Origin of the sequence: Thermosynechococcus sp. NK55a (assembly GCF_000505665.1) — a bacterium.
Taxonomy (GTDB): Bacteria; Cyanobacteriota; Cyanobacteriia; order Thermosynechococcales; family Thermosynechococcaceae; genus Thermosynechococcus.
The window spans coordinates 763,011-776,483 of record NC_023033.1 but is presented as its reverse complement, the minus strand read 5'-3'; the positions used below and the strand labels follow the sequence as shown (position 1 = coordinate 776,483).

The 13,473-nt window shown below is 52.5% G+C and carries 12 protein-coding genes, 1 other RNA gene and 1 pseudogene; 9 read left to right on the top strand and 5 right to left on the bottom strand.

The genetic code is table 11. The features are described 5' to 3' along the window. Window positions 1-2 precede the first annotated feature (2 nt). Window positions 3-1,250 (top strand): cell wall metabolism sensor histidine kinase WalK, encoded by a 1,248-nt coding sequence (locus NK55_RS03785; protein ID WP_024124483.1) that lies wholly within the window; start codon window positions 3-5, stop codon window positions 1,248-1,250. Between the two features lie 17 nt (window positions 1,251-1,267). Here the strand turns inward: NK55_RS03785 and NK55_RS03780 are convergent, their stop codons facing one another. Together NK55_RS03780 and NK55_RS03775 are read right to left on the bottom strand one after the other, a co-directional pair. Continuing rightward, window positions 1,268-2,017: a hypothetical protein gene (locus NK55_RS03780; protein ID WP_255325308.1), complete on the bottom strand. Its 750-nt coding sequence runs from the start codon at window positions 2,015-2,017 to the stop codon at window positions 1,268-1,270. A gap of 154 nt (window positions 2,018-2,171) precedes the next feature. Next, window positions 2,172-2,615 (bottom strand): PepSY domain-containing protein, encoded by a 444-nt coding sequence (locus NK55_RS03775; protein ID WP_024124481.1) that lies wholly within the window; start codon window positions 2,613-2,615, stop codon window positions 2,172-2,174. Between the two features lie 507 nt (window positions 2,616-3,122). Between NK55_RS03775 and NK55_RS03770 the strand changes: the two genes are divergently transcribed. The 5 genes and pseudogenes from NK55_RS03770 to ssrA all read left to right on the top strand — a co-directional run bounded on the left by NK55_RS03770 (window position 3,123) and on the right by ssrA (window position 8,039). Next, the gene (locus NK55_RS03770; RefSeq protein WP_024124480.1) at window positions 3,123-4,166 is read left to right on the top strand and encodes a 1,9-bis(guanidino)-5-aza-nonane synthase; all 1,044 of its coding nucleotides are present in this window, start codon (window positions 3,123-3,125) and stop codon (window positions 4,164-4,166) included. 115 nt (window positions 4,167-4,281) lie between these two features. Then, window positions 4,282-4,725, top strand: a pseudogene (locus tag NK55_RS03765) (SufE family protein). 265 nt (window positions 4,726-4,990) lie between these two features. After that, window positions 4,991-5,800: a TPM domain-containing protein gene (locus NK55_RS03760; RefSeq protein WP_024124479.1), complete on the top strand. Its 810-nt coding sequence runs from the start codon at window positions 4,991-4,993 to the stop codon at window positions 5,798-5,800. An 85-nt stretch (window positions 5,801-5,885) separates the two neighbouring features. Then, window positions 5,886-7,592 (top strand): helicase HerA domain-containing protein, encoded by a 1,707-nt coding sequence (locus NK55_RS03755; RefSeq protein WP_024124478.1) that lies wholly within the window; start codon window positions 5,886-5,888, stop codon window positions 7,590-7,592. A 61-nt stretch (window positions 7,593-7,653) separates the two neighbouring features. After that, window positions 7,654-8,039: a transfer-messenger RNA gene (gene ssrA / locus NK55_RS12660) on the top strand. Here ssrA and NK55_RS03750 read toward each other — a convergent pair. Then, a complete protein-coding gene (locus tag NK55_RS03750) occupies window positions 8,037-9,842 on the bottom strand; it encodes an N-acetylmuramoyl-L-alanine amidase (protein WP_024124477.1) in 1,806 nt (601 codons plus the stop codon). The two genes, ssrA and NK55_RS03750, sit on opposite strands and share 3 nt — an antisense overlap. Window positions 9,843-10,115: 273 nt before the next feature. Between NK55_RS03750 and NK55_RS03745 the strand changes: the two genes are divergently transcribed. After that, on the top strand, window positions 10,116-10,607 hold the full coding sequence (locus tag NK55_RS03745; protein WP_024124476.1) for a metal-binding protein: 492 nt from the start codon (window positions 10,116-10,118) through the stop codon (window positions 10,605-10,607). On the opposite strand, the gene NK55_RS03740 is transcribed toward NK55_RS03745, so the two are convergent. Then, window positions 10,604-10,849, bottom strand: a complete 246-nt coding sequence (locus tag NK55_RS03740) for a DUF6439 family protein (RefSeq protein WP_041429045.1) — start codon at window positions 10,847-10,849, stop codon at window positions 10,604-10,606. The two genes, NK55_RS03745 and NK55_RS03740, sit on opposite strands and share 4 nt — an antisense overlap. A 148-nt stretch (window positions 10,850-10,997) precedes the next feature. Here NK55_RS03740 and NK55_RS03735 point away from each other — a divergent pair, with 148 nt between their 5' ends. Next, window positions 10,998-11,582 carry a GerMN domain-containing protein gene (locus tag NK55_RS03735; RefSeq protein ID WP_024124474.1) on the top strand — a complete coding sequence of 195 codons (585 nt, stop codon included), beginning with the start codon at window positions 10,998-11,000 and terminating at the stop codon, window positions 11,580-11,582. Here the strand turns inward: NK55_RS03735 and NK55_RS13655 are convergent. After that, entirely contained in the window at window positions 11,552-11,869 is a 318-nt protein-coding gene (locus tag NK55_RS13655; RefSeq protein ID WP_041429044.1) for a hypothetical protein, read from the bottom strand. The genes NK55_RS03735 and NK55_RS13655 overlap by 31 nt on opposite strands. A 559-nt stretch (window positions 11,870-12,428) precedes the next feature. On the opposite strand from NK55_RS13655, the gene NK55_RS03725 reads away from it, so the two are divergent. Next, entirely contained in the window at window positions 12,429-13,448 is a 1,020-nt protein-coding gene (locus NK55_RS03725) for a hypothetical protein (protein ID WP_024124473.1), read from the top strand. Window positions 13,449-13,473: the final 25 nt, after the last annotated feature.

Sequence of the window (13,473 nt, the reverse complement as noted above, 5' to 3'; positions counted from 1 at the left end):
CCATGTTTCGTCCCATCCGCTGGCGCTTGCTGCTATCTAATTTACTGACCTTGGCGGTGGTGTTAGGCAGTTTTGCTGCAGCGGTGCGCGTTGCCTTTTGGCAGAGCCTACGCCAACAACTGACCGATCGGCTAACTGCACTTGGCCAAGGGGTCATGGCTAATGTTGAAATCGAAGATCGTCATTTTAAAGTAACAGATGATATAGACTTGGCGCAGTTGCAGCGGCAACAACAGGCATTGCAGTGGTTTGATTTACGGGGTCGTTTAATTGCGCAGCAGGGAATCAACGTGCTAGCCTTGCCCCTCGATCCCAAGGCAACTGTACAGACGCAAGTAGGAGAGCCAGGGATGCAGGCAGTCACCTTGCCGATCCTCAATCCTGACACCGGTCAACAGGTGGGATATGTGCGCATCAGCCAATCGTTAACGGCCTTCGAGGATACCATGAGGCGCTTGGATTGGGGCTTAGGGGTGGGGGTAATGGTGAGTTTGGCCGTGAGTGGTTGGGGGATTTTGTGGCTGACCCGCCAAGCTATGGGACCCATTGAGGCCAGCTTTGAGCAACTGAAGCAGTTTACAGCCGATGCTTCCCATGAGTTGCGCAGTCCCCTAATGGCGATCGCCAGCAATGTGGAGGTTTCTCTTAAGTACGCTGAGGGGATGCGCCCAGAAGACCGTGAGGCGTTGATGGCTATTGGTAGCGCAACCCAACAAATGACTCGCTTGGTAGAAGATTTGCTGCTGTTGGCCCGTGGCGATCGCAATGCACCTCTCCCTACCAGTTCTGTGAATCTCTCCGATTTAGTGAGAGAACAAGTCGCTTTTTACCAGCCGCAAGCCGCAAGCCGTGGTCTGGTCTTAACCGCAACTATTGCCCCCAATTTGCAGGTGCGCGGTGACCGAGAACAGTTAGGGCGCGCTTTTGCGAACCTCCTGCAAAACGCAATTCAATACACACCTGCTATGGGACATGTCTACGTCGAAGTAAGGAGCGATCGCCACACCGTTTACATCCTAGTCAAGGACACTGGTATTGGCATTGCGGCTGAGGATCTGCCGCAGATCTTCAACCGCTTTTGGCGGGCAGATACAGCCCGGCACTACGATGAAGGCGGCTCTGGATTAGGTCTGTCCATCACTCAGGCCATTGTACAGCGTCATGGCGGCACAATTACTGTCAGTAGTCAACTACAACGGGGCAGTTGCTTTACTGTGAAGCTTCCAAGACAGCAGAAAGTTCTGGACTGATTCCACCTACATAGCTATCACTCTTGATCCTCATGTTCCTCTAATGCCTGAGGCTGGCTGAAGTCCCTTTGCGAATGTTTGCGCCGCCGGTACCGTGTAGAAACAATTAAAAGAATGCCTAGCAACCCCAGGGTAACCAAAGAAGCAATGCTGCGGGATAAACTCAGCCCCCCCTGAGTAAGGGGCTTCGTCAGGAAATCACCAAAGGTGGCCCCAAATGGTCGGGTCAAGATAAAAGCTAACCAGAATAAAACAATATCATTAACCTGAGTGAAGTAATGTAATGCCATGATTACACCAATAATCGCCGCGGTTAGCATGGCACCTGACAGGTAACTCAGTCCTAGATTAGTGGTGAGATAATCTCCAAAAGCTGTACCCAAGCTATTGGAAAAAATAATGCATAGCCAGTACATTAACTCAATGTCTTTCCTGACAATGGGATAATAATTCAAATTGCGTTCCCGAAAGTACCAAATGCCAAAAGTCACTAGTAAACCCGTCACTAGGATGAAAGACCCCTTGGCATAGCCAAGACCAAAGGAGCGATCCATTAAATCAGAAACTTCAGTGCCAGCCGTTGTTGTTCCCACGATCGCTGCCCAATAAACTGCAGGATGATATTGCCTGAGTATGGATATTTGCAACCATAAAATGATTGCCAAAATTGAAAAGGTAATGGCAAAGCTTGTGTAATAGCCCAATCCAAGGGACATAGAGAGATAATCGCCAGCAGTTTCCCCCAGAGTCGTGGCCAAAATTTTCATGATCCAAAAATAGAGATTGACCTCGGCAACTTTATTGTGTTGTCTCATCATGGTTTCTCCGAGAATGATCTGAGTTTAACAATAAAGCAAAGAAAAGAGAGGAAAGCATCAGAAGCAAAAACTCTTTTCCTCTCTTCTCTCTTACTTGAGTAGCCTAGTTATTCTGCGGCACCCGAATACTGCCTGTGGGGGCAGTGTCGTGTGCAGCTTCCTGACCCAATGGCTCCGTCTCTAATACGCGGCCATTGCCGGCATCAACCATGACTTCCCGCTGGCCAATGATCACCTTGTAAACGACGCTCCCATCTTCGTTGTCTAGGGAGATACGACTCACATTGCCAGGAGTCACCTGGCGGGCGATCGCCTCTGCCTGTTGCGGGGTAATTTTGGCTAGGCTTTTCAGTTGAGCGTCTTCTTGTTGTTCTTTACGGGCCTCCTCCATTTCCTGATCTTCACCGCGCCCCAGTTGTGCAGTCATTGCTTGCGGCAAGGTTGCCATCTGGGGGTGGTTTTGGCGGGCAAGGACTTTAGTTGCCGCCATACCAGTTCCTGAAAGACCCAGCAAACCGAGGGTAAGTAAAGCGAGTAGCTGTTTCATGGGAATGGTTCTCCAGTAGATCAACTTCAGCCTTCCTTAGAGAAGGTAAGCCTACTTTAGAAATCAAGTGTCAAGAAAGTGACAAGATACCAAACCGCGTGGGGGGGGCGATCGCTGATTGATCACTCTTGGATTTTACTGATTGCGCCTGAGATACAAATTTTCAAGTCACTGCAATCGAGCCATCTTGCCTAGGGATTCCATTATCCCCTTAGGGGGGGTGTTCTAGGGGGCTCAATCTAGGTAAGGTAAGAAAAATGTTTTATCTGTTTTATCAATGGGGTGTACAAAAACAGAATTGGTGAATCCACTCACGATCTTGCTTAAAAGTTGGGATCTCCAGATTTCCTTAGACAAGCGGCGACAATCTGATCCAGCTATCTCCTGGTACGACCACTGCGAAGCGCCCAGTATGAGCGGTCTGGCTTGTTAGTTAGTCCCTGTAATCAGTTTACTGAGCAATTCGTCGGTAACGTCGTATTTTTTTAGTAGGTTCAGGAGAAAGGCATGAATCGCGAGCTGTTGCTACAAAAAACTGTTCAACCCATTGACATTAAAACGTTGGATGTGGTGCCCTTAGTGGAGGCCATGAGTCACATGGCCTTCCAAGCACGCAACTTGGCACGGGCTGCCAAAATCTATGACGAAATGCTACGTGATCCGGATTGCGCGATTATCCTCTGTCTGGCAGGTTCTTTGTTTAGTGCAGGTCTAAAGTTAGTGGTCTATGATTTGATCTGCCATAACATGGTGGATGTGATTGTTTCCACTGGGGCCAATATTGTTGATCAAGATTTCTTTGAAGCATTGGGATTTTATCATTATGTGGGTGATCCGCTGGCGGATGATGAGCTGCTGCGCCAACACGGCATTGATCGCATCTATGACACTTACATTGATGAACATCAACTGCGGGTTTGCGATATGACCATTGCCGAGATTGCCGAATCGCTGGAAAAGCGCCCTTATTCTTCACGGGAATTTATCCAAGAAATGGGACGCTACCTGGAACAAGGCGGCACTGATACGCCCTCAGTGGTATTGGCGGCTTACCGGCATCATGTGCCCATTTTTGTTCCAGCCTTCAGCGATTGTTCCGCAGGTTTTGGCTTAGTTCATCACCAGTGGAATTCTCCGGATGCTCATCTGACGATTGATTCAGTGCGCGATTTTCGCGAGTTAACCCAATGTAAACTGGCGAGTCCATCCACGGGTTTGGTCATGATTGGCGGGGGAGTTCCCAAAAACTTTGCCCAAGATACGGTGGTTGCGGCGGAACTGCTGGGGTTCGATGTGACGATGCACAAGTACGCGATTCAGGTGACAGTTGCCGATGAACGCGATGGGGCGCTGTCTGGTTCAACCTTGCGGGAGGCCCATTCCTGGGGCAAGGTGAACAAGAATGTTGAGCAGATGGTTTTTTCGGAAGCAACGATTGCCTTCCCTCTGATTGCGGGGTATGCCTATGGCAAAGGTGGTTGGCGCGATCGCCCAGCCCGGCAGTTTGCCCAATTATTTAGCCAGCCGTCCGCCAATCTATTAGCTCTGTAGCAGTCCCCCGCGCTAATGCTATGGATATAGCAGAGGACCTCCAGCAGTTCCTCTGCTTTTTGTATAGTAAGAATAATTATTATTTTCACTACACGACTTACGCCGCGATCGCGACATGCTGACCGCCTCCCAACCCTTGCCTGACTCCCTTGAGCGGATTGTCCAGCGCTGCCAGTAGATGGCGGAACCGAAGCGGCGCTATGAATATTTGCTTTCGTTTGCCAAGCGCCTACCAGTGTTTCCCCATGAGCAAGCAGAAAATAAGGTCCCCGGCTGTGTGTCTCAGGTGTATCTGACTGCCAGTTTGCAGCAGGGAAAGGTGTTTTTTGAGGGCGACTCCGACTCGCAACTAACCACGGGATTACTGGCGCTGTTGGTCGAAGGATTAAACGGGTTGGCTCCCGCAGAAATCATCCAGTTAAAGCCTGATTTCATTCGACAAACTGGGCTGGATATGAGCTTGGCTCCTTCTGGTGCCAATGGTTTTGACAATACTTTTCAAACCATGAAACAGAAAGCACTGGTCGATCATCTGGCTGAGACTTGCTCAGCAACTTGAGGATTTATTATCTCCAACCCAGTCATGTAGGTCTATCCAGAATTTAGTGGGCCTTTCTCAGCGTCCTATTCCTGTGCCACTGAAAAGTGCAGGGGAAACTTAGGCGGGCAGGGCAGCAATGACAATCTAAGACAATCTAAAGATGGGGGGAGTTTGAACAAATACTGCATTATTTCCTGAAACGGGGGCAAGGCTGATTGCCATGTTCCACAGTCTGCCCTTAAGATAATTAAAAAAGATATCGCGTTTGTAAATTTTTATTACGATGCCTCAACAACTTCGGCGCTGGTTTTGCCAAATTGGCTTGGTCGTGGTGCTTATTAGCTTCTGCTGGTTGGGGGCGATCGCTCCTGCCCATAGCTTCAACAATCCAGAGTTGTTGCCCGCTGAGCCTACCAATGTCGTTGACTTAGCACAGATTCTGACACCCGTTCAAAAAGAACACCTTGACAGCGAACTGGCAGAATTTGAAGCACAGACGGGCTGGAAATTGCGCGTCCTCACCCAGTACGATCGCACCCCCGGCTTGGCAGTGCGAGATTTTTGGGACTTAGACGATCGCAGTATTCTGCTAGTGGCCGACACGCGGGGCGGCAATCTCTTGAACTTCAATGTTGGTGACACTGCCTACCGCGTCCTCCAGCGCACCTTTTGGGTCGAATTGCAAACCCGCTTTGGCAACCAATACTTTGTCCGCGACAACGGCGAAGATCAGGCCATTCTACAATCTCTCCATGCCATTGAAACCTGCCTTGCCCAGGGAGGCTGTCGTGCTGTGCCGGGATTGCCCCAAGAGCAATGGCTCCTTACCCTCGCCACCTCGATCTTTGGCGGCATCATTTTGGGATTTGTGGCTCGTCCCCGCCGTGCCGATGCAAAAGTGGCTTGGAAATGGATTCTCCTCTTTTCGCCGCTGTGGGGGATGCTGTTCTTTGCCTTTGGCCTTGGTCCTGTTTTGGTGCGCACCCAAGAATGGCTACCCGTTCTGCGCAATGTTGCCGGTTTTGCCTTAGGTGCTATTGTTGCCTTTTTGATTCCTGCGCCCAGTGGGCCACCGCTAGTACCTGAGGAATAGGCACCTTTCAGTATCTGGATTGGAAAATCGCGTAGGATTGGGGTTAGCTACACTGCAATCTTGGTTGGGGAGCCCATCCTGTGCCATGAACAGTCATCATTCCTCGCGTCATCGTCATATTGTCGGCATTGTCAAAGGCCCTGGCGACAGCGGTAACGAATACGTCTTTATTACTCCTGATATCCAGCCGGTGCGAATCGGTGAATTTGTCTATTACGAGCTGAGCCACTCCCCCAGTGCAACCTCAAACTCCCATGATGGTGCTGTTCGCCAAGTCTTGGGTAAAATTACTGGCTGCCGTCTGATTGAGCATCTGCCGGATCGGATGTTTGCCGATCACGAACTGAATCCTGGTGCTGTGGCTGCTCTCATTGGTTTTACCTGTGAACCGTCGGAACTCTATGAGATGACCGTAGAAGTTATCGGCGAATTTCATAAGGTCTTTGGCTTTAATAATTTGCGGCGGCTGCCCCTGCCCGGTGCCAAGGTCTATTTAGCGGAAGATCAACTGCTACAGGATGTCCTCAACAAGAAAAAGCCAGAGATGCCGGGGGCCGCTCATATCGGGTCGCTCTTGTTGCGCGAGGAGGGTGCGGTTCCCATTGCCCTTGATGTCAAAGAACTGGTGAGTACCCATGTGGCCATCCTTGCAGGGACAGGGTCAGGAAAATCCTATACCGCAGGTGTGTTGGTGGAGGAATTGCTGTCCCCCAAAAATCGGGCAGCGGTGCTGATCCTTGACCCCCATGGGGAATATGACACCTTGACCCAAATGAGGGGAAACTCAAAGTTTCAAGGGGAAGATGGCTATCAACCCCAGGTGAAGATCATTAGACCAGAAAACATTAAAATTCGGGTCTCCTCCCTTGAGTTTTACGATATTCTCACCCTCCTTCCCCAGATGAGCGATCGCCAGCAGGCCATTCTCAAAAAAGCCCACGATGAAGTACGCCGCCAGTATCCCGATCGCCATTGGAGTACCCAAGATTTGATTGCAGCGGTCTATGAGGTGGATTGCGTTGAAGATGAAGAGGGCAAGGTCAAGCACGGTTCCTCTGCCGATGCTTTGGCTTGGAAGCTGGAAAAAATGCAGCGCTCCGACTATTTCCATGCCTGGGAACACTTACCACCAAAGGAGTTATTCACCCCCGGCCAAGTGACTATTCTGCAAATGAATGAGATTCCCCTTGAGGAGCAGCAGGTCATTGCCACAGCAATTTTGCGCCAAACCAACCATGCCCGCATGAATACCCAAAAAGGCCGGGTCTGTGAAGACGATGAGCAATACCTACCTTACCCAGTGTTTATTTTGATTGAGGAGGCCCATCGCTTTGCCCCTGCCCATGAACCTTCGCAATGTAAGCGGGTGCTGCGCATGATTCTCAGTGAAGGCCGTAAATTTGGCCTGGGGGTGGGACTGATTACCCAGCGTCCGGGCAAACTCGATAGCGATGTTCTCTCCCAGTGTATGAGCCAGTTTATTCTGCGGATTGTCAACCCCGTGGATCAAGAGAGCCTCAAGCATGGCGTCGAGGCTGCTGGTCGAGATTTACTCAGAGAACTGCCCGCCCTCAGTAAGGGGCAAGTGATTATTGCGGGGGCCTGTGTGAATACCCCCGTCCTCTGCCGGGTACGGCAACGCTTGACGACTCACGGGGGTGACACGCTGGATGCTCCTGCCCTGTGGCAACAGTATTTTGATAAACACAAACAGTTGGAGCGTACAGTGGCCACAGCAGGCGCAGCACCCCGTCCTAAACCGCAAACCGCTGGCAGGAGGTCACTCGAATAACTAATAACTACCCGTTGTCAACTCTAAAAGAATGCGCTAGCTTAAAAGTAGCTCTTGCCAAGGGGCTGAAACGGCTTCGACGTCCTAGTGAAAGTTGGGCTGTGATGCAGGTCGAGAGTGGACTATCTCTCGTTAATCCAAAGTCCAACCTAAAAGTAACTGCGAACAATATCGTTCCTTTCGCTCGTAAAGCTGCTGCGGTAGCCTAAGACCTCTAAACAGGTTCGAGCACTCGTTGTCCGACTCCGTTAAGGGCAGCGGGTTAACCCCAACGGATGCGCTAGGCAGTTCTCTCTGGTGGACTGTTTAGCAAAGACTCTACCAGAGTATCCTACTGTTCGGGATAAGGAACAGTCCCCGCCTGAGGGTCAAAAAGGCTAAGCCTGTGAAGGAGCAGTCGATGAATAGCTAGGGCGGACACGGGTTCGACTCCCGTCAGCTCCATCATCTCCCATTCAAAAAATTCAGAATACCTTGGGCGATCGCCCGTGCCATTTGGGTTCGCCAGGTTGGATTCTGGAAATTGGCAGCATCCTCTGCGCCCGTCACAAACCCTGTCTCGACAAGGGTAGAGTCCATTGAGGTATTGCGGATAACGTAGAAGCGGGCTGAGCGTACCCCGCGATCGCGAATATTCAAGGAACTGAGAATACTGTTGTGAATGGCAACGGCAAGGCGGCTGGAGCGTCCGGGGGCAAAGTAGGTTTCCAATCCACTCACATCGGAGCGAGCGATGCCAATGGCATTGGCGTGAATACTGACAAAGGCATTTGCTCGTGCCCGCTCGGCAATGGCCACCCGAGGCGCCAAGTCTAAATCAATATCTGTAGTGCGGGTCATAATCACCTGAACACCTTGCTGCTGCAAAAATTGCGAAACTTGCAGGCTGATATCAAGTACAATATCCTTTTCGCGAATGCCGCCAATGCCAATGGCGCCGGGATCGCTGCCGCCATGTCCAGGATCAATGACCACCACAAAACGACCCCGAGGTACGGGCTGACTGGGGGGCTGGGTTTTGGTTGTGGGGGGGATATCAATGGGTGTTGGGGCACTGGTGGGCGAGTCATTCACCCCTTGGATTTGCACCACAAAGGATTCCGCAGAGAGGGGACGAGGTCCAAGGATGCGAAAGTTGGGCGCTGGTGTCAGGAGAATAGAAACCGTTTGATCATCCTCTTGGCGAAATTCAATATTGCTCAGGGGGCTACCGGTGACAACCCGAGGTTCGCGCAGGTTACCGTCCAACTGTGCTTGCCGTAGGCGAATGCGATAGCGATTGCCTTCCCAGCCCACGCTATAGAAAACGGTGCGATCGCCCTGAATCAGCAACTCTCGTCCTCCCAAGTCAACGCGCTGGATGGTTGTGACCGGGGTTTGCGCACTGGCCGCCGGAATCACACTAGGTCGTTGGGGGCGTGGCGGAGCCGTCGGCGGGGTAATTGCCGTGCTTGAGGGCACAATCACGAAGCCATCATGACGGGGAGTCACTTGCCAATCGGCATCTTGGGCGTCAATATCGAGGGTGATTTGGACTTGGCGATTGCTCTGGGCACGGATTTCGGCGCGGATGCGATCCCCACCAAAGCGGCGCAGTTCCAAGCGCCGAGGACTAAAGTTGCGAATGAGTTCACTATTGCTAAGGAGGATTTCCATGCGATCGCGCCACGGCCGGCGAATGGTGTAACTTCCTTCCGCCAAGGGGCGATCGGCAAACACTAGAAAACCTATTCCATCGGCACGCCAACTCCGAATTTGCAGGGGCTCTGTGGGCGGTACCGAAGGGGTGGAAGGGGAAGACGGTGGGGGCGGCGTCGGTAGCGAAACGGGTTGTTGCTGGGGTGTGGGCAGTTGCACCAACCAGTTATTGGCTGTGACTCCCCGAAAGCGCACCTGCTGTGGGTCAATTGTAAAACCCGCCGCATATTCAACCACAATCCGCGTGGTTTGGGGGTCAAACTGGGCAACCCGCACTTGGCGAATGGCACCACCGTAGTTTTGACTGATTGGGGGGCTACCGAGAACGACACCAGGCAAGTCAATGACAAGGCGGGTTGGGTTATAGACCAACTCAGCACGGGGCTGAACAGCGCGTTCGGTGCGAATTTCCAGTTGATTAGTGGCAGGGTTGAGGCGCCACAATTGCAGATCCCTGGCTGTAGCTGGCTGAGCCATAACCCATGCGGCGGTGGGTGCCCATAGACAACTCACCACAGCTCGAAATTGCCAAGAATGCCACGGTTGCTCCATTCCCTTTCCTCCACCAGCGATGCGCAATCCCACGGTTCAGTTGGCTCGCCAACCCATGCCCTCAAACGTGCTCAGCATACCTGATCGGGGATAGGTGTGTGAACTGGCATACCCTGCGATTTAGTTTTGCGCGATCGCCCTGCATCAAATTCAAATTTCAGCCTAGTTGCTTCAAGCTCACTTAGACGCACACCGTCCTCAATAAGTTCTGCTATTGCATGATCCAGCGTACCTGTCCGTAGTTTCTCAGGGAAAGTGCGTTCGGAGGAGTGGATGCCCAGTGGTCGCACCCACGATCGCCTGACATGGATCGTTATGCCAATGGTTGGCTTTACAGTCAGTGCCCTGACCCGCGATTGGGTTTGGGGGGCAATTGCCAGTAGCAGCTTTGGCATTGGCGGCTTTCTCCTCAGCCCTGATCTAGATACAGTCTCATTACCCTACTACCGTTGGGGCTGGCTACGGATAATTTGGCTGCCCTATCAAAAGATGTTTTGCCACCGCTCCCTTTGGACCCATGGCCCAGTAGTGGGAACCCTTATTCGTTTGCTGTATCTCAGTTTTTGGCTGGGGTTAGGGCTGGGACTGATTGCTGGCGTAGCCGCCTGTACGGGTCATCTCACGGGACTACAGGAATGGCTGCATCACTGGTGGCGAGTGGATTGGCGCTGCGGAGTCGCGATCGCCCTTGGCCTAGAGCTATCGGCACTACTCCATGTCACAAGCGATTTGGTGGTTTCCCAGTGGCGACGCTGGCACCGCTAGTGGTGGTGTGTACGGCAGGGAGGTGGACTAATCGAGCGATCGAGCCAACCCACTGCCTGTTGGAGATGCGCCAGTGCCTCAGCATCATTTTCCTTGAGAAGATAGACCAGAGCGGCAGCCGCTTGTTCGAGGGCACGGGCACGGCGATTGCCTTTGAGGCGATGCCAATCTTCGGGAGCAATCCTAACCGCGTCAAAAAGAGCAGTAGCCAGTTCTTTTGTACTGAGAGTGGTTTGCACGATGACTTAAACGATATCCAAAGAGACAACTATTAGTTTAACTAGTTTAAGGAGTTGTCCCCTGCCCCTAACGCCCCTGGAAATGGAACCTTACCCTTGAATGGTCACGTCTAAAATAAAGGCAGGTGCATCCCGCCAAGGAGAGATCGTGATGGTAGCAAAAGTCACCCGCTCCCGCCCCGCATTGATTGTGCTGGCTGTTATTGGCCTTGCCTCGGCTAGTACAGCGGCATGGCTAACCTTGAATCCTCCTCGGCAGGGAGATCCAGTTCTCAATTCGGCGGAAGTTGCCCAGCAGCAGGAAACTCAAATCTTTTGGGTTAAAAATGAAGGGGACACCTTCATTTTAGTGCCTACAACAGTACGGATTAATACCTCGGCAACACGGCCAGAACTCTCTATCCGATCGCGTCTGGAGCGGCTTTTGGCGGGGCCTGCCAATCAAGATGTCACCACCGGCATTCCGGAAAATACCCGTGTCAATTGGGTAGAAGTCAAAGCCGATGGCATCCATATCGATCTCTCCCCAGAGTTTACCAAGGGCGGGGGGAGTGCTTCGATGCAAGCGCGCTTAGGGCAGGTCTTGTACACAGCAACGGCAAGTGATCCCAAGGCACCGGTTTGGATTTCCATTGGTGGTGAACCGCTCCGTGTCCTAGGGGGTGAGGGGCTAGAGGTGACGCAACCGATGACCCGTCAAGACTTTCAAACGGCCTTTGCCCTCCGCATCCAGTAGTGCCAAGCAAGTCCAAGAAGCATGAGATCACACCCCGCTACCCCCACTTGCACTTCGACCCAAAAGACCAGCCCGAGACAGCCAAGTAAACCCACAACCGCAAGCCAGCGGGGGAATTGTCGCTCCTTCAGTTGCAGTGCGGCAAGGTTGGTAAGGGCGTAGTCAATCAGCATGCTAAAGGGACTAAAGGACCATGTAGTTTTCACATTGCCAATGGGGATCAATAAGCCAATCCCCCCACTCCCAGTGAGAATGGCAGCGACAGGTTGTTTGCCTTGGGGTGGCATCTGAGCTCAAAAGGAGAATCCCCAGATTCACTTGAGCCGATCGGCGGAGCCCCAAAACCACCACGCCGGTCAAGACCGCCAGTAGCCCCAGAGCAGCCATCACTTGCCAGCGCCTGCTGCTGTCTTTTAGGCCCAACCTTGGAGGAGATAAGCCACAGACCCAAGGGCGGCAGTGCCGAGGGAACCGATTTGGCCACTAAAAACATCCACCCTGCTGTAGAGCCGAAAAGGGGAGTGGTACCCATAGTCGTCAGTGCCCCCCACTCACAGGATGGGAGACAGCCAATTGGGCACTCCTGAGGCCGTTACACAATCGCTGCTGCTAGGATGAGGGCTATCAACACCCAAGAGCCACTGAGGTCGGTGGCGATGCCTAAACTGACAAACAGGCCCGTACCAATCATTGAGCCTGGACCGTTAAAATTGCGCCCCAAAGTCCCAGTTCGCGTTTGAGGATGGAGGTAGCTTGAGAACTAACGAACGCCTTCTAGCCTAGAGGATAGGGACGGCGATCGCTATAATTGGAGCAATTCTTAGCACTCCCACAGGTATCCGGATCATGGCCAGTCCAGAATCCCCTAGCAACCAACCCGACGACCTATTAGAGAGCATCATCAGTGATTTGGGTGAGGTGGACGGCCCCCCTGCACAGGGTATTGATCTCAACTCCCTGACGGCTGAATTGGAGTCCCTCACCCTTACTGCACAACAGCGGGCGATCGCCCACAACCAATCCCTACAGGCGCAAATTAGCGAGCTCACTGCAGAACTCAACAATGTTCAACAGCAACGAGATCAACTGAGCCAAGACCTGGAGCGCCTTCAGCAGGCGCATGAAGCCCTCTTGGCTAAGATGAACGAACTAGGGGCACAGGTAGCAACCCCAGCGATAGAAACAGCCCCTCTAGAGGCGGAAATTGCCCGTCTTCGCGAAGAAAATGACACCTTGAGCGGCCTGCGGCAAAATCTTGAACAGGAACTGGCACAGGCTCTCATTCAGCAGGACGAACTGCAGCAGCAACTCGCGACGTTGCAACTTCAAGCCTCCCAAGTACAGGAACTGCAAGCTCAGCTAACTGCCCTGCAAACCGAAAAGGCGGCTCTGGAACAGCAAGTGCAAACTCTCCTAGCTGCTGCCCCAGCGGCGCCTTTGGAGGATACGGCACTCTTAGGGAAGTCTCCCAATGCAGACCTTGCTCAACGCTTGGTGGAGGTGACACGGCAACTCACCCAAGTGGAAGAAGAGCGCGATCGCCTGCACGAGGAACTTTCTCAAGTCCAAAACGAACTGCAGAGCCTACAGCAGGATTTAGAAGGATTGCGCAATCAATCCTCAACCGTTGTGCCCACCGACCTCACCCTTGCTGCCCAGGAAAATCACCGCCTGAAGCGACAACAACGGCGACGCGACACAGTGCTTTGGATCAGTGGCATTGCAGCAACTGTGGTTTCTGCCTTGAGCGTCAGCTTAAATCTCCCTCAACCCCTTGGCCGCATTCTTCCCCCTGTTGCTGCCTTAGCGGTTCCTGTGATCACAATGCTGGCCGGTGGGTCAACCCCTAGGGAAAAGACTGCTTAGGCGATCCCCCTCTGGGCTAAAATTT